Source organism: Paeniclostridium hominis (genome assembly GCF_014306135.1).
In the GTDB taxonomy this organism is placed as follows: Bacteria; Bacillota; Clostridia; order Peptostreptococcales; family Peptostreptococcaceae; genus Paraclostridium; species Paraclostridium hominis.
In genome coordinates, this window is the sequence record NZ_JACRWD010000001.1 from 612,189 (window position 1) to 638,343 (window position 26,155).

At 26.6% G+C, this 26,155-nt stretch carries 22 protein-coding genes and 1 other annotated feature; of the genes, 18 read left to right on the plus strand and 4 right to left on the minus strand.

Annotated elements, in window-relative coordinates:
• The first annotated feature begins 264 nt into the window (after positions 1-264).
• From H8891_RS02915 to H8891_RS02970, 12 genes are all read left to right on the plus strand, one after another.
• Positions 265-1,662, plus strand: a complete 1,398-nt coding sequence (locus H8891_RS02915; RefSeq protein ID WP_187005119.1) for a C40 family peptidase — start codon at positions 265-267, stop codon at positions 1,660-1,662.
• Between the two features lie 156 nt (positions 1,663-1,818).
• Positions 1,819-3,996 carry a hypothetical protein gene (locus H8891_RS02920; protein ID WP_187005120.1) on the plus strand — a complete coding sequence of 726 codons (2,178 nt, stop codon included), beginning with the start codon at positions 1,819-1,821 and terminating at the stop codon, positions 3,994-3,996.
• Between the two features lie 112 nt (positions 3,997-4,108).
• Positions 4,109-4,510 carry a SoxR reducing system RseC family protein gene (locus H8891_RS02925; protein WP_187005121.1) on the plus strand — a complete coding sequence of 134 codons (402 nt, stop codon included), beginning with the start codon at positions 4,109-4,111 and terminating at the stop codon, positions 4,508-4,510.
• Positions 4,511-4,634: 124 nt separating this feature from the next.
• Positions 4,635-5,504 carry a methionyl aminopeptidase gene (locus H8891_RS02930; RefSeq protein WP_187005122.1) on the plus strand — a complete coding sequence of 290 codons (870 nt, stop codon included), beginning with the start codon at positions 4,635-4,637 and terminating at the stop codon, positions 5,502-5,504.
• 86 nt (positions 5,505-5,590) lie between these two features.
• The gene (locus tag H8891_RS02935; RefSeq protein WP_187005123.1) at positions 5,591-5,989 is read left to right on the plus strand and encodes a hypothetical protein; all 399 of its coding nucleotides are present in this window, start codon (positions 5,591-5,593) and stop codon (positions 5,987-5,989) included.
• Between the two features lie 126 nt (positions 5,990-6,115).
• The gene (locus tag H8891_RS02940; protein ID WP_243207750.1) at positions 6,116-6,733 is read left to right on the plus strand and encodes a YitT family protein; all 618 of its coding nucleotides are present in this window, start codon (positions 6,116-6,118) and stop codon (positions 6,731-6,733) included.
• A gap of 138 nt (positions 6,734-6,871) precedes the next feature.
• Positions 6,872-8,875, plus strand: coding sequence for a penicillin-binding transpeptidase domain-containing protein (locus H8891_RS02945; RefSeq protein WP_243207751.1), 2,004 nt, complete (start codon positions 6,872-6,874; stop codon positions 8,873-8,875).
• A gap of 18 nt (positions 8,876-8,893) precedes the next feature.
• The gene (locus H8891_RS02950) at positions 8,894-9,688 is read left to right on the plus strand and encodes a Cof-type HAD-IIB family hydrolase (protein ID WP_187005124.1); all 795 of its coding nucleotides are present in this window, start codon (positions 8,894-8,896) and stop codon (positions 9,686-9,688) included.
• 79 nt (positions 9,689-9,767) lie between these two features.
• Positions 9,768-9,977, plus strand: a complete 210-nt coding sequence (locus tag H8891_RS02955; RefSeq protein ID WP_147545170.1) for a hypothetical protein — start codon at positions 9,768-9,770, stop codon at positions 9,975-9,977.
• A 182-nt stretch (positions 9,978-10,159) separates the two neighbouring features.
• Positions 10,160-11,197 carry a type I glyceraldehyde-3-phosphate dehydrogenase gene (gene gap, locus H8891_RS02960; RefSeq protein ID WP_187005125.1) on the plus strand — a complete coding sequence of 346 codons (1,038 nt, stop codon included), beginning with the start codon at positions 10,160-10,162 and terminating at the stop codon, positions 11,195-11,197.
• A gap of 141 nt (positions 11,198-11,338) precedes the next feature.
• Positions 11,339-11,791 (plus strand): CBS domain-containing protein, encoded by a 453-nt coding sequence (locus H8891_RS02965; RefSeq protein WP_187005126.1) that lies wholly within the window; start codon positions 11,339-11,341, stop codon positions 11,789-11,791.
• Between the two features lie 131 nt (positions 11,792-11,922).
• A complete protein-coding gene (locus H8891_RS02970) occupies positions 11,923-13,488 on the plus strand; it encodes a hypothetical protein (protein WP_187005127.1) in 1,566 nt (521 codons plus the stop codon).
• 50 nt (positions 13,489-13,538) lie between these two features.
• On the opposite strand, the gene H8891_RS02975 is transcribed toward H8891_RS02970, so the two are convergent.
• Complete coding sequence (locus H8891_RS02975; RefSeq protein ID WP_187005128.1) at positions 13,539-14,207, minus strand: hypothetical protein; 669 nt, start codon at positions 14,205-14,207, stop codon at positions 13,539-13,541.
• Between the two features lie 135 nt (positions 14,208-14,342).
• On the minus strand, positions 14,343-15,434 hold the full coding sequence (locus tag H8891_RS02980; protein ID WP_187005129.1) for an AI-2E family transporter: 1,092 nt from the start codon (positions 15,432-15,434) through the stop codon (positions 14,343-14,345).
• 129 nt (positions 15,435-15,563) lie between these two features.
• Here H8891_RS02980 and H8891_RS15555 point away from each other — a divergent pair, with 129 nt between their 5' ends.
• From H8891_RS15555 to H8891_RS03000, 4 genes are all read left to right on the plus strand, one after another.
• A complete protein-coding gene (locus H8891_RS15555) occupies positions 15,564-17,210 on the plus strand; it encodes a S8 family serine peptidase (RefSeq protein ID WP_187005130.1) in 1,647 nt (548 codons plus the stop codon).
• A 209-nt stretch (positions 17,211-17,419) separates the two neighbouring features.
• A complete protein-coding gene (locus tag H8891_RS02990; protein ID WP_187005131.1) occupies positions 17,420-18,874 on the plus strand; it encodes a S8 family peptidase in 1,455 nt (484 codons plus the stop codon).
• A 25-nt stretch (positions 18,875-18,899) separates the two neighbouring features.
• Complete coding sequence (gene cspC / locus H8891_RS02995; protein WP_187005132.1) at positions 18,900-20,585, plus strand: bile acid germinant receptor pseudoprotease CspC; 1,686 nt, start codon at positions 18,900-18,902, stop codon at positions 20,583-20,585.
• A gap of 58 nt (positions 20,586-20,643) precedes the next feature.
• Positions 20,644-20,838 (plus strand): CDIF630_02480 family spore surface protein, encoded by a 195-nt coding sequence (locus tag H8891_RS03000; RefSeq protein ID WP_147545154.1) that lies wholly within the window; start codon positions 20,644-20,646, stop codon positions 20,836-20,838.
• 60 nt (positions 20,839-20,898) lie between these two features.
• On the opposite strand, the gene H8891_RS03005 is transcribed toward H8891_RS03000, so the two are convergent.
• Positions 20,899-21,294, minus strand: coding sequence for a hypothetical protein (locus H8891_RS03005; RefSeq protein WP_187005133.1), 396 nt, complete (start codon positions 21,292-21,294; stop codon positions 20,899-20,901).
• Between the two features lie 153 nt (positions 21,295-21,447).
• Positions 21,448-21,681 (plus strand) — a binding site (T-box leader).
• Positions 21,682-21,733: 52 nt separating this feature from the next.
• On the opposite strand from H8891_RS03005, the gene asnS reads away from it, so the two are divergent.
• The gene (gene asnS, locus H8891_RS03010) at positions 21,734-23,134 is read left to right on the plus strand and encodes an asparagine--tRNA ligase (protein ID WP_147545150.1); all 1,401 of its coding nucleotides are present in this window, start codon (positions 21,734-21,736) and stop codon (positions 23,132-23,134) included.
• 193 nt (positions 23,135-23,327) lie between these two features.
• Positions 23,328-23,903 (plus strand): DUF3867 domain-containing protein, encoded by a 576-nt coding sequence (locus H8891_RS03015; protein ID WP_147545148.1) that lies wholly within the window; start codon positions 23,328-23,330, stop codon positions 23,901-23,903.
• A gap of 30 nt (positions 23,904-23,933) precedes the next feature.
• Here H8891_RS03015 and H8891_RS03020 read toward each other — a convergent pair whose 3' ends face one another.
• Entirely contained in the window at positions 23,934-26,081 is a 2,148-nt protein-coding gene (locus H8891_RS03020) for a YhgE/Pip domain-containing protein (RefSeq protein ID WP_147545146.1), read from the minus strand.
• Positions 26,082-26,155 lie beyond the last annotated feature (74 nt).

The following is a 26,155-nucleotide window of genomic DNA, read 5'->3' on the forward strand; positions in this document are numbered from 1 at the left end:
ATCTAGCACTGTTTATTTTTTTTATGTAAAAATTTAACATATGTGTTAAAAATACTTTAAAAGTAAGTTATAATATATAATAGAATCGGAAATTCATATAAAATATAGAAAAATATTCATAAATTCACAAAAAATTCATATTAAAGGTATAATATACATATATAATGTAAATATATGAGTTTTATATGACTTAAAGGTTACAAAAAAAATACAAATTTTGAAAATTTATTAAAAGTTAGTATAGTTAATGAAGGGAGATCAAGTATGTTTGATAGAAAGATTGCAACAGCTATATCAGTAACATCTTTAGGTATAGTACTATCAGGAACATCGGTATTTGCTGATACAAAAACAGGAACAGTAACGGCAAGTGCATTAAATATAAGAAGTGGACCATCTACTAGTTATTCAATAGTAGGAAATGTATATAAAGGAGATACTTTACAAATATTAGAAACATCAAATGGATGGTATAAGGTTAAGTTATCAAATGGAAAAATAGGATGGGGAAGCGGTAAATATATAAATGTATCAGGAGAATCAAATTCTAATACTTCATCAACAAGTAAGTCAGGAACAGTAACAGCAGATGCACTACATGTAAGAACAGGACCATCAACAAATCACAGTAAGGTAACTAAGGTATATAGAGGACAAACTGTAAATATATTAGAAAGTTCAAATGGATGGCATAAAGTAAAAACTCCAAGTGGACATGTTGGTTGGTCAAGTGCTGAATTTATCAGTTTATCAGGTGGATCAAATAATTCTGGATCAAACAATAATACAAATACAGAAACTCCATCAAGTGGAAAAAAAGCAACAGTAACAGCAAGTGCACTAAATGTAAGAAGTGGACCATCTACGAATGATGGTGTAATAGGAACAGCTTACAAAGGAAATACTGTAGAGATAATACAAAGTTCAGGTGGATGGCATAAAGTTAAGTTATCAAATGGAAAAATAGGATGGGTAAGTGGTAAATATTTAAGCTTATCAGGGGATACAAATAATAATACAAACACAGAAACTCCATCAAGTGGAAAAAAAGCAACAGTAACAGCAAGTGCATTAAATGTAAGAAGTGGACCATCAACTAGTAATGGTATAATAGGAAAAGTATATAAAGGAAATACTGTGGAAATATTAGATAATTCAAATGGATGGTATAAAATTAAATTATCAAATGGACAAGTAGGATGGGCTAGTTCTCAGTATATAAGTACATCAGGAAATTCAAATAGTGGATCTACAAACAATGGAAACTCAAGTAATGAATCTACAAATACTAATAAAGCTCAAGCTATAGTAAACACAGCTCGTGCTCAACTTGGTAAACCATATGTATGGGGAGCAGAAGGACCAAATACTTTTGACTGTTCAGGATTAATATGTTATGTATATGGACAAAATGGAATAAAAATGCCAAGAACATCAAGAGAACAAGCTAATGTAGGTACAACTATAAGTCAATCACAATTACAACCTGGAGATTTAATATTCTCAAGTACTGATGGTAGTGGTAGAGTTACACATGTAGGTATATATATAGGAAATGGACAAATGATACATGCGCCGCAAGAAGGAGACGTTGTAAAAGTTACTAACGCGAATTCATCATATTGGCAAAAAACTTTTGTAAAAGCTAAAAGAGTTTTATAGATATTAAGGTATAGGGAGATATTTAAAATAAAAATATCTCCCTATAATTATTTTACACAAATTTAACATAGAATTTTTTATTTATTTAAGGTAATACTATAGTGTAAAACTTAAATATAATTTATAATTAATTTATATATATTTGGAGGTGGAGACGTGAAGAAAAAAATATCATCTTTAGTTTTAGTTTGTATAATGATACTTTGTATGACGCCAATAAATGCATTTGCAAATAGTAATCATAAAACTATTGTTATAAATATGAATAGAAGCAATCTTTCTGACTTTTTAGAAATACCAGCGCTAAAAAATGAACTGAAAAATCGAGGATATATCGCCTTAATGAATGTAAGAGGTGACCAAGGTACGGATGATAAAAGGTCATATGCAACTATAGGGGCTGGAGGAAGAGTAAATACTTATAGTGATGATTTTAAAGGATTTAAAGATGTAGATAAAGAAAATCGAGTTTTATATGAAAGTGCCACAGGCAAAAAAGCTAAAGGTGTAAATGATACAGATATAAATTTATCTATAAATGACAACTTAGAAAATGGAAAATATGGATCTATATTAGGAGAGTTAGGACAAACTCTAAGTGATAAAAATAAAAAGGTTTCAGTTTTAGGAAATGCTGATACAGGAATAGAGCCTAAAGACCTAAATAGAAATATAGCAGCTATGGCTATGGACAACTATGGAAGAGTAGATATTGGAAATGTTGATAAAATAAATAAAAAAAATGATGAAATGCCATTTGGAATAAGTACTGATTATAAGAAGTTAGAAAATGAAACTAAAAAATATTACAATGAAAGTGATGTATTATTTGTAGAGTTAGGAGATACATATAGATTAGATTTATATAAAAAATACTTAAATGAAAATACTTATGCAAAAATGGAAAGTAAAATACATAAAAATATTAGTTCGTACTTAAAAGAGCTTTTTAATAGTATAAGCAAAAATGATAAAGTATATATAATAAGTGCTTTTCCTAAAGATATAGATTATAAAAATAAACGAAGATTATCCCCGGTTGTAAAATTTGATGGTAGTGGTAAAGGGTTATTAACATCAGCTACAACTAGAAGAGATGGTATAATTGGTAATATAGATATTGCAGCTGGTATACTTGCAGATTATAATTTATCATCTAAGAATATAGTTGGTAGACCATTAGAAACAATTAAAATGAAAGATAATAAAAGCTTTATAGAAAATGAGTATAAAAAAATAGTAAGTATATCTGATGTAAGAGGAAATATAATACATTCTTTTATAAATTCTATGTCTATAATACTAATATTAATTATAGGTTTATTAGTATTTAAAAAACCAATTAAAAGAAAATTTAAAGAAAAGTATAATAAAATGTTTAATATATTAAAAGAATTAATTAAGTTTGGACTTATACTACCACTAGCATTTTTATTGGCACCTATACTTAATTTTAATACTCAGTTAGGTATATATATATCAATAATAGCTATATCTATAGTGATATATGTTTTAGGAAAATTAATATTTAAAGAAGATAATAAACAAGTAGGATTTTACGCTACTATATCAATAATAGCTATAACATTAGATGCACTTTTAGGGTCTTATTTAATGAAAAATAGTATACTATCATACGATGCGATAGTAGGAGCTAGATACTATGGTATAGGAAATGAATATCAAGGAATAATAATAGGTTCGTCTATAATATCTATGACAATACTCCTTGTAAATAATAAACTTTCAAAGATAATGGTTCCTATAATTTCATGTATAATATTATTTTTAAGTGCATCACCATCTATGGGCGCAAATGTTGGAGCAGCTATATCTGAGAGTGTTGCATTAATACTATTTACAATGCTTATATTTGATATAAAAATAGACTTAAAAAAATCAATATTTATACTAGTTGGTGCAGGAACAGTAGTTTTAGGATTTGCAGCTTTAGATATACTAAGTGGATCTGAATCTCATTTATCTTTATTTGTTAATCAAATATTAACTAATGGACCTAGTGCCATAATAGAAACTTTTACAAGAAAAATATCTATGAATATTCAACTTATGCAAAATAGTGATTGGGTGAATATAATATATATAGGTATTTTAAGTATAATAATAATTAAAATATTATATTCTAAAGTATTTAAAGGATTAATGGATGAATGTGTATATGCAAAAAAAGCATTAATATCTATGTGTGCAGGAGCTATAGTAACTTTACTTGTAAATGACTCTGGAGTAGTTTCAGCAGCAACAACTATGTTATATATAGTAATACCATTTTTAATTATTATGGTTAATAAAATAGTTTTCAAAGATAAATAACTATAAAATAGCGTACTATGTACGCTATTTTGTTTTATAAAGTAACAAGTTCTATTAATCTATCATAAAATATAATAAAGGCAAAGCACTAGCCAAAATTGGGGGAATATTTATGAAAAAAATAGGATTTGTTATAGATTCAAATGAAAATAGTGCTAGTATAAAACTAAATGATAGCAAAGAAAGTAAATTTTACTGTAATAATCAAAAAATAATAACTGCTAATAATAATATAGATGCAAAGATTGGGCAAGAAGTATGTGTAGAATTTAAAAAAATAAAAGCTATAAAATTAATATATATAAATATTATACAACCTATAATACTTGCCATAATTGGTATACTAATTGGAGACTTTGTATCAATAAATCTCAATCAAAGAACTTTAATATATAAATTAGTATTTGGATGTATTTTCTTTACTATAGCTATAATATATAAAGATTACCATAAGGAAAAAAGTAAGATAAGTGGTGATAATAATTATAATATAGTAAAAATAATATCTAAATAAGATAATAGTATAAAAAATATCCTATAAGTAAATATATTATAGGATATTTTTTATTTTAAATATATTAGCATTTATTAACTTAACGTAGTATAATCAAGTATAGAATAAGTAAGGAGATGATTTTATGAATTTAAATAGAAATGATGATTGTTGGTGCAAAAGTGGAAAAAAATATAAAAAATGCCATATGGAATTTGATAATAAATTAAATGAATTAAAAAAATTAGGTTATGAAGTTCCAACACATGATATTATAAAAAATAAAGAACAAATAGAGAAAATAAAAGAAAGTGCTAAAATAAATAATGCAGTATTAGACGAAGTTGAAAAAAATATAAAAGCAGGAATGACTACAGAAGATATAAATAAAATAGTTCATGACTATACTATATCTCAAGGTGCTATTCCAGCTCCACTTGGATATGGAGGATTTCCAAAGAGTGTATGTACATCTATAAACTCTGAAATATGTCATGGGATACCTAGCGAAGATATAGTATTAAAGGATGGAGATATAATAAATGTAGATGTATCAACTATATATAATGGGTATTATTCAGATGCATCTAGAATGTTTATGATAGGAAATGTAAGTGAAAATGCTAAAAGATTAGTCGAGGTTACTAAAGAATGCCTAGAAGAAGGTATGAAAGCTGTTAAGCCTTGGGGGCATATAGGTGATATAGGAGCAGCTATACAAGAACATGCAGAAAAGAATGGATATTCAGTAGTTAGAGATTTTGGCGGACATGGTATAGGGCTTCAATTCCATGAAGATCCGTTTGTATTCCACTATGGAGCTAAAAATGAGGGAATGATATTAGTACCAGGAATGATATTTACTATAGAGCCAATGATAAATGAAGGTGGATATGATTTATATATAGATGCAGAAAATGAGTGGACTGCATATACTGATGATGGTTCACTTTCAGCTCAATGGGAACATATGATTTTAGTTACTGAAGAAGGAATTGAAATACTAGCTAAATAAAAAATTGAGTATTTAAATTATACATTAATAAATATACAAAGTTGCGCATATCTATAATATTATAAGTTGCTTTAAAGAGGTGATTTATGGATAAGAATCAAAATAAAGTAGCAAATATTAATAAATGTAGCCAATCCATATGTCAAAATAATAAATTGAATTTGGGATTATCAAACTATACATATGCAGACTTTGTAATTCTGTCTTCTACTTTAGCTTATGCTATCTCATGTGAACTGACTGATGAGGATTTAGATTTTTTTATTGTGTTTTTGACACAGGTATCAGGGGATTTAGCATTATTAAGAACTAAGAGGGGATATGAACAAATAGCAGTAAAAGGTAGTCAGGTAGTAGGTGAAGAAGAAATTTTAGAGGAAGCAGAAGCTAATGAAGCTGTGGATGTTTCCTTAGAATCTGGACCATTAAGACATAAAAAAAGAAAAAAAGTTAAAAGGAAAAAAATTAAAAAGAAAAGGATATAGAAATAATGATAATTTTTATATCCTTTTTCTTTTATATTAAATTATATAAAAATAAGTGAATTATAGTGTATAAATATATATAATGTATATAAGAATATAAATTTAGAAATAAATAGGAGTGATACTTTGCGGTCAGAGTTAAAACGTATTGGAATTATTATGTTGGGAGCAACTATATTAGCATTTGGAAGCTATAATTTCAATTATCAAAATAATATAACAGAAGGTGGAGTTTTAGGTTTATTATTATTAATAAAAAATGTATTTGATATATCACCATCATTTTCAAGTTTGATAATTGATTTATCTTTATTTGCATTAGGAACAAAGTTTTTTGGGAAAAAATTTTTATTATATTCAGTACTATCTACAATTACATTTTCAACAACATACAATTTATGGGAAAGTATTGGATTTTTAATCCCTAGTTTTGAAAATAATATGTTAATGGCAAGTGTATTAGCAGGAATAGGAGTAGGAATAGGAGTAGGTCTAGTTATAAGAGGTGGAGGAGCATCTGGAGGAGATGATGTTATTGCACTTATAGGAAATAAATTTACTCCACTTAAAGTTAACCATATATATTTAATAAGTGATTGTATAGTTTTACTACTATCTTTAGTGTATTTAGATTTTAAACAAATATTATTTTCCCTTATAGCTGTAACTATAAGTGGAAAAATAATAAGTTTAATATATAATGATGAAGATAAGAATGAGGAAAATGAATCTGTATTAATATAATTAGAAAAGAAGTACTTAATTTTAAGTACTTCTTTTTATATGCATTTATATGGGTATATATTATTCATGCATATAATTTCGGTATGGAAAAATATGTTATAATATAAACAATAATATTAATTGGATGGGGGAATAATATTGAAAACAATCAATAAAAAATTAATAATTACAAATTTAATAATACTATTAAGTATTGTATTTATGGTTGGATGTACATCTAAATCTAAATTAGAAAGTGCATTTAATAATTATACTAAATCATGGGAGAATAAAGATTTTGGGAAAATGTATTCTATGTTGTCAAAACAATCTAAAAAAGATATAAATAAAGAAGACTTTATAAATGAATATAAAAAAGATTATAATCTTATAAAAGCTAATAATATAAAAATATCTAAAACTGATGAAGGTATAGAAGAAGGTAAAGATTTTAATATAAAAGTTAGTATGGATACTATTGGAGGTGAAATAGATTCAACAGATGCACTAATTAAATTTGTAAAAGAAGATGGAGAATATAAAGTTGTATGGAATTATAGCTTAATTTTACCTCAACTTAAAAAAGGAGATAAAATAGGGATTGAAAGTGATGCCTATAAAGGAAAAAGAGGAACTATATATGATAGGAATGGGAATGTATTAGCAGGTGAGGGTCAATTAAAACAAGTACAAATAAGTATAAAAAAATTCAATGATTCAAACGAAGCTAGTAAAATAGAAGAAATGGCAAAAATACTTGATATAAGTAAAGAAAATATTGAAAATAAGATATCTAAAAATAAAAATCCAGAGCATGCTGTGTGTATAGTGGATTTATTAAGTTCAGATACTGAGAAAATAGATAAATTATTAAAGATACCGGGAATTCAAATTATAACAATTAATAATCAAAGGATATATAATGGAGGAGAAGCTATAGGTAGTTTGATAGGCTATACAAGTAATATAACTTCAGAACAACTTAGTAAAAATAAAGATAAAGGATATAATGAGCATAGTAAAATAGGTGTAGGTGGAATAGAAGAAGTATATGAAAATAAATTAAGAGCCATAGATGGAGGTAAAATATATATCTTAAGAGCTAATGGTAAAAAAGATGTTATAGCAGAAAAAAAAGCAAAAAATGGCCAAGATATAAAATTATCTATAGACCTTGATTTACAAAAGAAGATATATGAACAAATGGATGGAGAAAAAGGTGCAAGTGTAGCTACAGATCCTAAAACTGGAGAGGTATTGGCTATGGTAAGTTCGCCTTCATTTGACCCAAATAGTTATATTACATATATAACTAAAAGTGAGAAAGCTAAATGGGAAGCAAATTCAAATGCGCAATTAGAGAGAAGATTTAAAAATGCATATTCTCCAGGTTCAACAATGAAACTTGTAACTGCATCTATAGGACTTGATGATAAAGTAATAGATCCTAGTAAAGCTATAGATATAAAAGGTAAGACATGGAATGAATATAATGTAACAAGGGTAACAGATCCAGGTAGACCAGTGAATTTAAAAGATGCAACTAAATTATCAGATAATATATATTTTGCTAAAGCTGCAGTTGAAATAGGTGGAGAAAATTTTGTAAAAGGAGCTAAAAATTTTGGAATAGGAGAGAATATAAAATTTGGATATCCTATACAAAAATCACAAATATCTAATGATGGAAAGTTAAGTAATAAATCATTACTTGCTGATACAGGGTATGGTCAAGGACAAGTTTTAATAACACCTTTAGATATGACTATGATATATTCTACCTTAGGTAATGATGGTAAAATAATGATGCCAAAACTTGATATAACTAAGCCATATGAAGCAAAAGTATATAAATCAGCTATAAAAAAAGAAAATTTACCGACGCTTATAGATTGTTTTTCATCAGTAATAAATGATGAAGATGGAACAGGTCATATTGCTAAAATTAATGGAATTAATATAGCTGGAAAAACTGGAACAGCAGAAATAAAGAAAAGTAAAGATGATACTAATGGAACTGAAAATGGATGGTTTGCAGCAGTTGATACTGAAAAAGGGAAATTAGCAATATCAATGATTATAGAAAATGTAAAAGACAGAGGAGGAAGTCATATACCTGCTATTAAAGTTAAAAATGTAATGGAGTATTATTTAAATAAATAAAAATTATGGGGAGGATATATGAAAAAATTACTAGCATCCGATGTGGATGGAACTCTTTATGTAAATAAAGAGATAAATAAAAAAAGTATAGAATATATAAAGAGATTTAGGGAAGAAGGAAATATATTTTTATTATGCACAGGTCGTAATTTAGGGGGAATAAAGCATTTATTTGATGAGTATGATATGGAAGTAGATGAATTTGTACTTTGTAATGGTTCTATAGTTTTAGACAAAGACTTTAATCCATTACATAATGAATATATGGATGATGATACTATAAAGTTATTATTTGAAGAAGCAAGGGACAATAGTTTATATAACTTTTATTTTGCAAATGAAGAAAATTTGTACATAATAGATGGATATAATACACATCCTGTTATAAGTTCATCAGATATATCTAATAAAATGAATATTATTAAGTTAAAAGAAGAAGATTTTTATAAAAATAAATACTGTGCAAATATAGTAGGGATTGATATAAAAGATGAATGTATAAATAAAGCTGAAAATAAAAAAATAGATATAAAAAATAAATTTTCAGATAAAGTATCTGTATATAGAAATTTATCTTTTATAGATATAGTTCCTAGAAATACATCTAAAGGAAGTGGTATTTCTAAAGTATTAGAGCGTTATGGAGTAAAAGAAGATAATGTATTTGTTATAGGGGATTCTTGGAATGATTTAAGTATGTTTGAGAAATACAGTAATTCATATACCTTTAGTTACTCAGAGAAAGATTTAAAGGCCTATGCTAAAAATATTGTAGATACATTTTATGATTGCTTAGAAGATATCATGAAATAATTAAAATCTATTTTTAGTGGAAATAGTACATAGCTAAACATATATATAAATATATACTATTTTCATAGGAGGAATAGATTTGAAAAGAAGATATGAAAGAATGAAAAAAGCATGTAAAGGCTTATCAGAAGAAGCATTTAAATCCTATACAGGTAAAAAAGATTATAAAAGGGCTATACAGTGTTATACGATACTTGCAACAAGTCTTGGAGTACCAGAAGATACTGCTAAATTTTCAAAAAATATGCTAGCTAGACTAAATAAAAAAATTGAAGAAAATTCTAAGTAAAAGGATTGCTTGATAAAAATCAAGCAATCCTTTTTTGTCATTTTATACATATTTTATGTAAAAGTATTGACCTATACACATAAAAAGTGTTATATATATTAATATAAAGTGATAAAAAGTATACACTAAATAAAATAATAAAACATACTATAAATTGATATATAAATTAGGAGGACTCAATAATGAAAACTAGAGTTGCAATTAATGGATTTGGAAGAATAGGAAGAATGGTTTTAAGAATAATTAAGGAAAATGATTTTAACAACATTGAAATAGTAGCTATAAATGCTAGAAGTGATGCTAAAACGTTAGCTCATTTATTTACTTATGATTCATCTTATGGAGTATTTAGAGGAGAAGTAAAAACGGATGAAAAAGAAAATATTATAATAAATGGAAGTAAGATAAAGGTGTTAAAGGAAAATGATCCAGAAAACCTACCGTGGAAAGATTTAAACATAGATATAGTTATAGAATCTACTGGAAAATTTACTAAAAGAGAAGATGCTCAAAAGCATATTAAGGCAGGAGCAAAAAAAGTAATAATAACAGCACCAGGAAAAAATGAAGACAAGACTATAGTTATGGGTGTTAATGAAAATGAATATGATAATAACATACACCACATAATATCTAATGCTTCTTGTACTACAAATTGTATAGCTCCAGTAGTTAAAGTTTTAGATAAAGAGTTTGGAATAAAAAAAGGCTTAATGACAACTATACATGCTTACACAAATGATCAACAAATACTAGATAAAACACATAAAGATCTTAGAAGAGCAAGAAGTGCTGGTGTTTCTATGATACCTACAACAACAGGGGCAGCAAAAGCAGTGGCTAAAGTTTTACCTAATTTACAAGGTAAGTTAAATGGGTTTGCTGTTAGAGTTCCAAGTCCTAGTGTATCATTAGTTGACTTAGTTTGTGAAGTAAGTCGAGATGTTACAGCAGAAGAAATAAATAATGCTTTAGAAAAAGCTTCTAAAAAAGAGTTATATGGAATATTAGGATATTCAGATTTGCCACTTGTTTCTATAGATTATAAGCAAACTTCAGAGTCTTCTATAATAGATGGGCTATCAACAATGGTTAATGATGGAAATATGGTTAAGGTTGTAGCTTGGTATGATAATGAATGGGGATATTCATGTAGAACAGTTGATTTAGTAGCATATGTTGCAAATGAACTTTTAATATCAAGTAAAGTTAGTGCATAGTATAATTTTTAAGCTCACAGTGAATAGTTACTGTGGGCTTTTATAATATTAGAAAAATTTCTTTAAAAATTCATATTGTATTCACAAATGATTTATATAATTTATTTGAATAATACAGTTATGCAAAATGGAGGGAAAAAATTGAATATATTATTTTTTATTACCCCTAAAGTTGAAGTTGAGTACGTATATGATTATTACACAATAAGACAAGCGATGGAAAAAATGGAGTACCATAGGTATACCTCAATACCAATAATAAATAAAAAAGGAGAGTATGTAGCTACTATAACAGAAGGAGATTTACTTTGGAAAATTAAAAGTAGATTTGAAGATAAGCAAGATGATATTAACTTAAAATCACTAGAGAATATAGATATAAAAAACATTGATAAATATAATGATTATAAAACGGTATCTATAAATTCTGATATGGAAAATATAATAAGTTTAGCTATAAACCAAAATTTTATTCCCGTAGTAGATGATCAAAATATATTTATAGGAATAATAAAAAGAAGTGATATAATATCTTATTTTAATGATAAAATGAATGATAGGCAGTTATTAAATATAGATAATAAAGTTAGTTAATGACAATAAAATAGAAAATATTTCTAAATAGTTTTAAAATTATGTATTATAGTATATAATTTTAATAAGAAATAAACAATAAAGGACTGTCAAATATAGGCAGTCCTTTAAATTAATAAGGAAGTGGCTTTATGAATTTTTGGAGGGAGAAAAAAAATAGAATATACTTTATTGTTGTAGCTATTTTTATAACACTTACAGGTCAGTATTTTCTTTTCAAATATGGAATAATAAGTCCACTAGTAAAAGGAGTAGAATTAAGAATATCAAAAGGAAACTATATTCAAAATATAGATGAATATGTAATTAAATTAGGTAATTCTATAAAAGTAAATAGTGGAGATTATATAATTATACCACCATATGCATCAAAACCTAAAATTGGATACCAAGCATCAAATAATGATGTTTTATCTATAAAAGGAAATACAATAACTGGTATTAAAGAAGGATATTCTGCTCTTATGATAACTAAAGATGGCAGAATAATAAGAAAAACTACTATAAGAGTAGTTAAACCTAAAGTAGAAAAGTTAGATGTAGATATAGGCGAGCTTAAATATGTAGGAGATAGCACTTCTATTGATGTAAGTGTTGATGTTGATTTTGATTTTAAAGAAAAAGAAAAATATACATATGAAATATCAAATGAGGATGTTTTAAAGGTAGAAAATAATACTTTAAAAGCTATAGGAGTAGGTAGTTCTAAGTTATACATAAAATCAGGAGATAAAGTAAAAGAGTATAAATTTAATATACAAGCGAAAGTTTCAAACATATATGCAAATAACAACATTAATATAAGCATAAATGAGGAGAAAAAAATTGATGTAAATGTTGAAACATCTCCTAAAAATCTAAAACATCCTAAGGTAAAATATGAATTATTAGGATTTAAATTACCGATATCTAGATCAATAACTATACCTACTAGTGATGGAACAATATTAGGGCTTAGAGAAGGAACTGAAAAAATTAAAGTTACATGTGGAAATAAAAGTAAAATAATAACAATAAATGTTTTAAAAGAAGAAACTGAATTTAAAGAAATTAAAAACTTACAATCATATTCTAATATAGTTGGAGATAACTTAGAAATAACTCTTACATGGGATTATTTAGAAGATGTATCAGAGTATGAAGTATATCTAAAAAATAACTCTAATGGAGATAATGATTTTAATTTATTTAAATCAATTAATGTAAATAAAGAAGAATTAAATGAATCTAAGAAAGTGAAAACTACTATAACAATAAATCTAAAAGATATACAAGATCCTAGTATAGATTTATATGTGATAGGAAAGAGTGATGGAAAATATACACAAAAGAGTAAGATTGTAAAAATCAGAGAAAAATATAAAAATCTAGATAAAATAGAAAATTATAAAGTTGAAAATTTAAATGGAGGTATAAATCAAGACAATAGTATAAGTATTTCATGGAATAAACTAGATAAGTTTGACTGCACATACAGTATTTATATAAGAAACAATAAAACATCAAAAGATGGAGGGTTTACTTTATATCAATATGGAATAAGTGATAATAAAATTACAATTCCTCTAAATGAAGGTGAAGATGTAGATTTAGATATATATGTTGTAGCAAATTCATCACAAGGAGCTAGTCAAAATAGTGATATATTAAACGTAACAAATATAAAACAAGAGACAAAACCAGAAGAAGAATTATAAATAAAAAATCCTGAGAATTAGGTTAATTACCATATTCTCAGGATTTTTTATTATTTTATTTTTTCTAAATATCCACTTGGATGGAAATAGTATATACTAGATGTATTTTTATCAACGAAATATCCTAAATCAGTATCTATTTTAGGAAGAAAAACATATCCAGATAAACCTTTATTTTTTAATACTGTAAATTTATTTTCATCACCTTTGTATTCATATACTAAGTTTGGGTTCATATCCATTAATAATTTTAAAGCTTCGTCCATAGTTAAAGGTTGTGAAGCAGAAATTTGTTCATTAGAAACAGTTTCTTCAGCTTTAGTAACACATTCATTTGAATTATCTTCTTTAGGTACATTAATTTGTTCGTTAGAATTAGATTCTTTAGAATCAAAACTTTGTTCATTAGTATTATCTAAATTATTAGTTGTATCTTTTGTTTCTTCTAAATTATTATTAGTTGTATCTTTAGAACTTATATCATTAGAAGTATTATTTTCTTTTACTTTAATATCTTCTATATTAGATTTTTCATTAGTGCTGATTAAATTAGTTTCTAATGTCTTAGGAGGTTTAGTTTTATCTAAATTATCATCATTACTAGATGTGACCTTATTATTTAATTTTGATTCATTGTTTGCAAATGAAGATTTTAAAATAGGATTAGTTATAAATAACACACTACATAATACAAATAAAACAACAACTAACTTTTTCATATCATTACCTCTTTTCAAATATATAAATTATTTATATATAAATATTACCATAAATTCTTTATATTATAACAGTTACAGGCTTGTTACTTAAGGTTACTAAATTGTAATAAAAAAGCATGTTTAAAACATGCTTTTTTACTTATTTATCGATTTATATTTATAATCTATATAGTTACCTAAATATATTTTTAAAACTCCCATAAAAGGAGCTGAAAGTATCATTCCAGGGATTCCAAAGAATCCTCCGCCAATAGTGACTGCTAATATAGTTAAAAATGGATTAAGACCAAGTTGACCACCAACTATTTTAGGTTCTATAAATGCAATTTCAATTTGTTGAACTAGTATTAAATAAATTAATGAAAATAAAGCTATACTAGGGTTGTAAAATAAATTAATTAAAACAATAGTAGTCATGCTTATTGCAGGTCCAAAGTAAGGAATCATATTCATAAAAACTATTAAGATACCAAAGAGTAAAGAATATTGAGATCCAATAAAATAAAGTCCTATACTTGATAAAATTCCTACTATAAAAGAGTCTAACATTTTTCCTGTAAAGTATTTTCCAATATTATTATTTAAAGTATGACCAAAGTTTAACACAAAATTAGCATGTTTTTTACCAAAGGTAATATATAATACTTTTTTATAAAAAGAGAAAAAGATTTCTTTTTCAAGTATAATATAAAAACAAATTATAAAGGCTAACACAAACTGTACAATAAATTTAGAAATAGAAAAAGTAGTTGCAAATATTTGACCTAAATATCCAATAAATAAATTACTGACTTTAGGCATAAAAGAGAATGCTTTATCTCCAATTTCTTTTAATTTATTAGGGTCTATATTTTCTAAGTTATTGCCAAGATGAATTAAGAAATCTTGAGTTTTTGCTGAATAAATAGGTAGTTTATCAATTATATCAGCTAAACTATTTACTATAATTGGAATAGTAAAGAATATGAATGAAGCTATTATAAGTATTAAACACACATAAGTTATAATCAATGCATAAATTCTTTTTATTTTTAATTTAGATTCTAAAAAAACAACAATAGGTATAAAAATATAAGCTAGTATAAAAGCTATAATAAATGGATTAAGCAGTGATACTAATAATTTGAATATATCTAAAAAGTATTTATAGTTATCTATAAGTTTTATAAGTATATAAGATACAAAAATAGTAAAAACAATTCCTAAATTAATCTTTTTATCTTTCAAATACACACACCCCTTTAATAAAAATTAAATCAATATATGTATTATACAATAAAAGTATTATGAATATATATAATAATGGAAACAAATGTTAAATAAATTTGATTAAAATCGTCTTTAATTTTTAAGGGGGTGTTTTTTATAGAGTATGAAGTAATAGTTAGATATAATGGAGATATTTCTATAGTTGCAAGCGAGTTAGGTGTATCTGTAGAATTATTAGGATATAACTATGCAATAATAACTTCAGATAGTATTGAATCAATTGATAACTTGGTCAATTATCCTCAAATTGAATACGTAGAAAGACCATTTATTTTAACTACACAAGATGTTCAAAGTTTTTCAAGAACAGGAATATCAAGATTTAAAAATACAAATGGATTAACTGGAAAAGGAACTATAATTGGAATTATAGATTCTGGTATAGATTATAATTTAGATATATTTAAAGACGAACAAGGTAATTCAAAGATACTTTATTACTGGGATCAATCATTTCCAGGAAATCCACCCGAAGGATTTACACATGGAACCTTATATACAAATGAAGATATAAACAAAGCTATTAAAAGAGAAATTAACATACCTATATCTCCAACTAGTACACATGGTACACATGTATCAGGTATTGCATGCCAAGTAGCAAATGAAGCTAATTTAATAGTTGTAAGAGTTGGAAGTATTCAAACAGATGTATTTTCAAGAAGTACAGAATTTATGAGAGCTATTAAATTCATATTGGATAAAGCACTAGAGTTAAACATGCCAGTAGCCATAAACATAAGCTATGGAAGTAATGAAGGCTCACATAGAGGGTTATCATTATTTGAACAATATATAGATGATATGACATCATTTTGGAAAAATAATATAGTTGTAGCAGCAGGAAATAATGCTGATAAAGGTGGTCATAGAAATATACAATTAGATAATCAACAGGTAGAAGTAGAATTTGTAGTTGGAGAAAATGAGAAAATATTAAATGTAAATGTATGGCCAGATTTTACAGATGAATTTAGTTTATATATAGTTAATCCTTCTAACTTAAGAAGTCAAGAGATATCCTTAACATCAGGTGAGATTAGAAATGTACTAGGAGGTACTAGGATAAGAGGGTATTTTTATCCAATTTCACCATACTCACTTGTTAGAAGACTTACAATTCAAATGAGTTCAGATAATAATATTAGCCCAGGTATATGGAAGTTAGTTTTTACTCCAATAAATATAGTAATGGGAAATGTTAATATATATCTACCTACATCGGAAGGTATAAGTAGAGATACAAGATTTTTAGAAGCAAATAAAAATCTAACAGTAACTGTACCAGGAACTGCAAGTAAGGTAATAACTGTTGGAAGTTTTAATTCAAGAACGGATATAGTATCTATATTTTCTGGAGAAGGAGATATTAGCAAAAATGTGCTTAAACCAGATTTATTAGCACCAGGAGAAGATATATTATCAGTACTTCCAGGAGGTAGTGTAGGAGCTTTAAGTGGAACTAGTATGGCTACACCACATGTTACAGGTGTAGTTGCACTTTTAATGGAGTGGGGAATTGTTAATAGAAATGATTTATTTTTTTATTCTCAAAAAATAAGAGCATTTTTAATAAAAGAAGCTAAAAGAAATGCTTTATATACATATCCAAATAATTCTATGGGATTTGGAATGTTAGACCTATCTAATGTTAACCTAGTCAACATGGGTCAATTCAATCAAAGCTATGATTTAATTTATAGAAAAAAGAGAAAAAAAAAACTAGAAATTTAAGATTAGAATTACCATACGATTTAATAACCTTATTCCAAGTAGTACATGGACCAAATTTTAAAGAAGAACTTGAATCTATTGGATTAGAATATACTTATTATGAAATTAGTGATAATGAATCAATTTTAGGATTACATACTAGAGATAACCAAAAATTTAGAAAATTAATTCCAGTAAAATCAATACAATTTTTTGAGTTGACTGCAGTTATGAATCAATTAAGCACTATAACAAGGGGTACTGAAAATGGTATTATAGCTAGAGAGGAAATAGGTGCAAATTTTTTACAAAATAATTTAAACATATCTGTTACTGGGAAAGGTGTATTAATAGCAATAATAGATTCAGGAATAGATTATTTACATGAAGATTTTATATATCCAGATAAAACTTCTAAAATAGTATTTTTATGGGATCAAACTAAGGATGAAAATCCACCTAGTGGGTATAAATTTGGAACTGAGTATACTAGAGAAGATATAAATCAAGCTATAGCAAATAATGACACTACTTTATCAAAAGATGAAGATGGTATTGGAACAATGTTAAGTGGTATATGTGCAGGTCTTGGAAATATAAATAGTCAATATGCTGGAATAGCACCAGATGCAGAACTTATAGTCGTAAAATTAAAAAAAATAAATGGAAATTATAATAACGCAATATTAGAAGCTGCTATACAATATGCATATGAAAAAGCTTACGAATTAAAAATACCTTTAGTAATAAATATATCTTTAGGAAGTAATAATTTAGTAGGTGCTACTGAGCGTATTTTAAGAGACACTCCACTATTTACAAGAGGTTTATGCTTAGTTTCTCCAGTGGGAAATGAAGGAAATACTCAAACACATACATCAGGAAGACTTAACTTTATAGGAGAAGAACAAGATATAGAATTAGAAATATTTGAAGATGAAGATTTATTAGATATTAATATATGGATGAATAAGCCTGATAAAGCGAGTGTGGCAGTTATATCACCAAGTGGAGAAATAAGTAAATTTATAAAAGTATCAAATTTCAATGAGATAACAGGTATATTTGATTTAGAAGCAACTTGGTATGTGATAACTTATAGATATCCAACTGCTTACTCAGGTCAGCAGCAAGTAACAATAACATTAAAAAATGCAACTAAAGGTATATGGAAAATAAGATTAAGAGGTGAATATATAACCAATGGAATATACAATGCTTATCTACCAAATAAAGCATTAATAAATCCTGGAACAAAATTTAGAGATTCAATCCCTTCTCAAACTGTAAATTATCCATCAACATATAATGATGTAATTTCTGTAGGTGCATACAATATTATTGATAATAGTATATGGCCTTCTTCATCGAGGGGTCCTACTATAAATGGATTATTAAGGCCAGATATAGTTGCACCTGGGGTAAATATAATTTCAACGTATCCTGGAAATAGTTATGCAACCATAACAGGAACAGCAGTAGCAGCCGCTCATGTTACAGGAGCAGTAGCTTTATATTTTCAGTATACTTTAGCCGATAGGTATTACACTCAAAAGGCATTTACTACCATGGTTAGAACTTACCTTCATGGGGGAGCTAGAAGAATTCAAGGAATAACATATCCAAATGAAATTTATGGTTATGGAGAGTTAGATATAAGAGGATCCTTTGATCAACTAAAATAATATATAAATAGGAGGAATTTTTATTTTGGAGAAATCCTATCTTATAATTTACCAAGGAAGTATAGAAGATGTAACTAATGATTTAAGAAATAATTCAATAGAAAGATTTATGATATTAAATGATAATTTATTAGTTATATATGTTCCTATTGATTTTTATGAAAATACACTAAATGAAATTATAAGTATTGCATGGTGGCAAAGGTCAGTACCTATGAGTTCTCTAATTGAGGTAACCAATGATATAGAACAAGGTGTAAGTGTAACGGATTCATCAGGAACGGATTATATATATAAAAACCCATATATAACAACTACTGGAAAAGATGTATTAATAGCAATAATAGATTCAGGCATAGATTATTTGCATCCAGATTTTAGAAATGATGATAATACGACTAAAATAGTATCAATATGGGATCAAGAAAGTGACAAAAAAACACCTCCAGATGGATTAATATTTGGAAGTGAATTTACTAGAGAAGATATAAATAAAGCTATATCTGAAAATGATAACACATTAAGTGAAGATAAAATTGGAACTGGTACTATAGCTGCAGGAATATCATCAGGCAAGGGAAAATTAAATTCTCAATATAAAGGTGTTGCTATTGATAGTGAATTGGTAGTTGTGAAATTAAGAGAATATAGAGATACTTATGCATCAGGAAAAATAAATTATCAAAAATCAGATTTTTTAGCTGGAATAAAGTATGTTTTAGATGTAGCTAAAAGGGAGCGTAAATTTATTATAATAAATCTAACTATAGGTTTAGCATCAAAGTCTATAATAGAATTAACAATGCTAGAAACATTTAACGAAATAGTAGAATCAGGAATTATTGTAGTTAGTGGGGCTGGAAATGAAGGAAATACAGATATTCATTATGAAGGCGTATTATCAAATGTAAATCAAAAGCAAGATATAATAATTCAAGTAGGAGAACAAATAAATTTAGATATAAATTTAGTAACTAGTGGACCAGATAAAATAGGTGCATTAATAATCTCACCATCAGGAGAGCTTAGCTATCAAATTATGTATTCTCCAGATTATTATGTATATAAAGGACGATTTAATTTAGAAAATACAACTTATGAGATGCGATTTGTATATCCTTGGCTAGAATCTGGATATCAAGAATTAAATATAAATCTATACGACATTAAACCAGGTATATGGACTTTAAGATTAATTCCAGAATTTATTATAGAAGGAATATATGATGTTTATTTACCAAATAAAAATATAATGTCACAGGAAACTAGATTTTCAGACCCAGCTTCTACGTCTACAATAACGATGTATGCAGCTCCGGAAAACGTGATAACCATAGGAGCTTACAATGATAAAACTGATAGCATATGGATAGGATCATCAAAAGGTCCTATAAAGAAAAGAGGAATAAAACCAGACATAGTTGCAGCAGGAGTGGATATAATAGCTCCTTATAAAAATAATAGTTATAATACATCAATAGGAACGGGAGTTAGTGCCTCTATAGTTAGTGGAGTTTTAGCACTAATTATTCAGTATATAAAAGATCAATATGAGTTTTATCAAGGGTCTTTATATACACAACAATTAAAAACCTATCTAATGCTTGGAGCCACGAAAAAGGATATATATACTTATCCAAACATATCTCAAGGATATGGAATTTTAAATTTAAAAGATACTATTACAGCAATTGCAAATAATTTTGAATAATGTGTATTTTATAACTTAGAATGTAAAAACTAATACAAAAGAAAAGAGGTGAATTATCTTGGAAAATGAAAAATGTAAAGCATTAAATGGGTCAGATAACAAAAGATTAAAATCTAATAGACCAGTAAAAAATGAATATACTGCTGCTTGGTCTGGAACTGAAGATTTAAGGGCAGAAAGCAATGTATCAATTCCTTCACTAAGAAATGTAGAAGAAGCTAAAGACTGGGTTGACAACGGAAGTAGATTATAATTTAAAATAGATACCTAAAATTTTATAAAAATTATTAGGTATCTATTTTTATGAATCATTTTATTCACTTGGAATAAGTATATATTCACCTGACTTTAATTTATAATCCTTAGATACTATATCAGGATTTTTCTTATACACAACTTTTCTAAAATCTTCGATATTTTCTATATTAGTATTATAAGATTTAATTATATCATCTAAATTTTGGCCATATTCAACAAAGTGTTTTACAAGATGTCTATTATCCATAATTTTATCATAGGCATTTTTATATGGAATTTCAGAAATTTTATTAAAAATAGATACATTTTTAACTAAATAATCAACGGAAGTATCTAAACAAGTTATATAGTTGTAAATACCTGATTTTAAAGCTTGAGAAAAAGAGGTACACTCATTAGCACTTGGACCTATAAATAATAATACTAATACAAAAATTAATAAGTATTTCAAAAAAACACCTCCTAATTAAAATTATTAATAAAAAAATATAAATTAAACATATTTGATAAAAAATTTTAAAATATATAAATTTTATAAAAAATAAATCGTTGACTTAAAAAATATAAGTTGGTATAATCTTAGTAAATAATTCAAATAATAACTATAAAGACATTGAAGAGAAGAGTAAATATAAAAGGTAGTTAAAGCGAGTTGAGGATGGTGAGAGCTCAATACGAAATTTATGTTGAAGAACATCTCGGAGTCTCTAACCGAAATTAATTAAAGAGTAGGCTTAGACGGAAGGTCCCGTTATAGACCATTAAGCAAAGCTTAGCTAAGTGGCCTATTTAGGCAATTAGGGTGGTACCGCGAGAGTAATAGTCTTTCGTCCCTTTTAGGGATGAAGGGCTTTTTTATATTTAAAATAAAATTTATAGGAGGATATAAAATGCAAAGAGAATTTACTGAAATTAAACAACTTTACAGAAATAAAGAAGAATATATCGGAAAAACTGTAAAAGTAGCTGGATGGATAAGAACATCTAGAGCTTCTAAAAACTTTGGATTCATAGAATTAAATGATGGAAGTTTCTTTAAAAATATGCAAATTGTAATAGCTGAAGATAAGTTAGAAAACTTTAAAGAAATAACAAAACTTCCAATAAGTTCATCTATATTAGTAGAAGGTGAATTAGTATCTACAGAAGGTGCTAAACAACCAGTAGAAATACAAGCTACTAAAATAGAAATAGAAGGTGAATCAGATAGTTCATACCCACTTCAAAAGAAAAGACATACTTTAGAGTACTTAAGAACTATAGCTCATTTAAGACCAAGAAGTAACACTTTCTCTGCAGTATTTAGAGTAAGAAGTTTAGCTGCATATGCTATACACAAATTCTTCCAAGATAGAAACTTTGTGTATGCACATTCACCAATCATAACAGGAAGTGACTGTGAAGGTGCAGGAGAAATGTTTAGAATAACAACTATGGATTTAAATAATATACCTAAAAATGAAGAAGGTGCGATAGATTATTCTAAAGACTTCTTTGGAAAAGAAGCTAATTTAACAGTTAGTGGTCAATTAAATGCTGAGATAATGGCTCTTGCATTTAGAAATGTTTATACTTTTGGACCAACTTTTAGAGCTGAAAATTCATTTACACAAAGACATGCATCAGAATTCTGGATGATAGAACCTGAAATAGCATTTGCAGATTTAGAAGATAACATGGAACTTGCAGAAGATATGATAAAATATGTAATAAACTATGTTATGGAAAATGCTCCAGAAGAAATGGAATTCTTCAATAGCTTTATAGATAAGGGATTAATAGATAGATTAAATAATGTTGTAAATTCTGAATTTACTAGAATAACTTATACTAAAGCTGTTGAAATGTTACAAGAATCAGGACATGAATTTGAATACCCAGTAAAATGGGGAGATGACCTTCAAACAGAACATGAAAGATACTTAACAGAACAAGTGTTTAAAGCACCAGTATTTGTTACTGATTATCCAAAGGATATAAAAGCATTTTACATGAGAATGAATGAAGATGGAAAAACAGTAAGAGCTATGGACCTTTTAGTTCCAGGTGTTGGAGAAATAGTTGGTGGTTCTCAAAGAGAAGAAAGATACGATGTATTATTAGAAAGAATAAAAGAAATGAATCTTAATGAAGAAGATTACTGGTGGTACTTAGAACTTAGAAAGTTCGGAACAGCTACTCACTCAGGATTTGGATTAGGATTTGAAAGAATTATAATGTATATGACTGGTATGGCAAACATAAGAGACGTTATACCATTCCCAAGAACTCCAAGAAATGCAGAATTCTAATAATAAATTAATATAAGTGAAAAATAGCGAGCTTTTTCTCGCTATTTTTTATATATTAATTTATTATATAAATTTTATTTAGACTAATATAAGAATATAATATACACTAAATTTCAGACTGTAGACATGTAAACTTTATTAGAATATAATAGTAATAAGGTTAAAAGCTAAATGTTAATCAGGAGGTATCGATATGTCAGATGATAGAATAATAGATTTTAATAAACTGAAGAACAAAGTAAAAGATTCTGATGTTGATAAATTTGAACAATATATATATAGTCTTTATAGTTCTGTTATGTCAGGAAAATTAAGTATGGTTGAATTTTCTAAAAAGATAATGGATTATATGAAGGAAAATAATATATCTCAAGAAAAATTTATTAATATTCAAAAGAAATTTATGGAGAGATATGGAATGGACTCGTCTGAAATAGATAGCCAGTTAAAAAACTTTGGTATAGATTATAATAATATAGATTTTAATGAAATAAATAATTCGAATTTTGATGATATAAAAAATAGTATAGGATTTTATGATAAATATAGTCAAAAAATAAAACCAAAGGCTTGTGTAGAGACATATATAAAAAACGACCATAATGATATAAAAGTAATAATAGATCAAGAACAAGTAATCCTAATAAGTAAGGGTAAAATAAATTTAGTTGATGCAGAATTAAATGAACTTTTATTATCTTACAAGAATATACTAAATAAAAAGATAAATATAATTATGTGCGAAAATACAACTGAATATGATTATTAAAAAAGAGATAGGATTAATCCTATCTCTTTTTTAGTGTTCTGAAAGACCACTTTCACTAAATTTACCATTAAATACCTTATAAATTTTATTTATAGGTTTCTTTAGTGGTAATGCAATTAATAATGAAACTATTATATATATACATAAGATGCTTATATCTTTATATAATACAGGATAATAAATCCCACCTATTGATTCTCTTAACATAGATATTGCATAAGTAAACGGTAAATATGGATTTACCATTTGGAAAAACTTAGGAGTAACTTCAATTGGGAATGTCCCACCTGAACCAGCTACTTGAATAACTAAAAGTATTATTCCCATAGCTTTACCCATATTTCCAAACACAGATAAAAGAGAATATACTATAAAAGTAAATACAATACTTGTAAATACAGAACCTAATACAAGAAGAACTGGATTTACAGATTGAACACCAAGTATATATATGTCTCCTAAACTTACTATTAGTGCTTGAATTACAGCAATAGTGGTAAAAGTAAGACCTCTACCTAAGTATACTTGATATGGTTTATAATCTCCATGAACTTCAGCTGATAAAAGTGAAGATAATAAAAGTAAACCAACCCATAAAGATAAAACAGTGTAAAATGGAGTCATAGCAGAACCATAGTTTTCTATAGGGTATAATTTATTTTGATTAACAGTAACAGGTTCTTTTAAGAAGTTCTTTTCTTTTACTATGTCGTTTTTAAGTAATTTTACTAAATCATTTAAGTCTTCTTGATTATTAACTTTCTTTATAGCATCTGTAAGTTCGTCTACTATATTTTCTACTTTAGGCAATTTCTCTTTTGCATAATTTATTCCTTCAATACCTTTGTCAGACAGTGAAAAAGCCGTATCTAATATACTTTCAGCTTTAGGTAATTTAGACTCAGCATCTTCTAAAGTTTTGATTACATTATCACTAACTGAATATCCTTTTTCAAAGATATTATTTATAGGAGCAGAAATTGCAGAATCAAAATTATTAGATAAATTAGATGTAATACCTTTTATATCATTTCCTACTTTTAAAACTTTATCAAGTGCACCAGATGCAGGTGTTTGACCACTTTGAAGTTGACCTTTTAAACTATTTAAAGAGTTAACTCCTTGTGTCACACTTGAATCTATATCTTTTAACTTGTTTATAGTATTAGTTAAAGGATGATTTGGTGTAAGTGAATTTAACTTATTTAAAAATTCTATTAATGATTTATTTACATTTGATAAATTATTTAACTTAGTAGATAAACTATCTGCTAAAGTTAGAGCATCATCAGTACCATTACTAATAGAATTATTTAATGTATTTGCAGTATTAACAACAGAATTAGCTATATCATTAATTACAGATATATCATTTTTTATTATTGGAGTAATGCTATTTATACTACTTTGAGAGTTTTTCAGAAACTCTTTAACATCAGATGATAAACTTTTAGATTTATTTAAAGTTTCTTTTATTAAAGGAATATCCTTTTTTATGTCTTTAACTAAATCTTGAACTTTATTAGCTCCATCAGATGCTAAATCTAATGTTTTATTTACATCACCAAATTTGCTTTGAATCTCAACTAAAGAGTTTTCTATATCAGTTAATTTTGGAATTTGACCTTCAAGTTCTATACCTAATTCATTAGAGGCTTCAAATAAAATTTGACTTACAGTTTCAACAACAGTTTGATTTATTTGTAGTTGTATTGTTGAAGCTCCCTTATCAGTGATTTTAGGAGCTATAGCATTTATTTTTTCATTAACTGTATAAATTAACTTTCCTTTTTTAACATCTGAAGTTATAAGAGAAGTTAAATCTTTTGAAAAGTCACTTGGAATTTCTATTGAAGCATAGTATGAACCATCCTTAACACCATCTAGTGCTTTCTTTTTACTAACGAACTTCCATCCTAAATCACTATTTTCTCTTAAGTTTTTTTCAAGCTCATCTCCTATATTAATGTGCTTATCTTTTACGGTAGTACCTTTATCATTATTTACAACAGCTACTGATATATTACTAGTACTACCATATGGATCCCAAGATGCTTTTATATTAAACCATGCATATAAAGATGGTAATATACAAAGTGCTCCTACAACAATAAGCATTGCATAGTTAGTAAATATATCCTTTACGTCTTTTTTGAATATACCAAGTATATTTCTCAATATAATATTCACCTCCAAAAGTAAGAATTCTAATGAATTTAAATTATAATGTTTTTAAAGTTAAAAGTCAATAT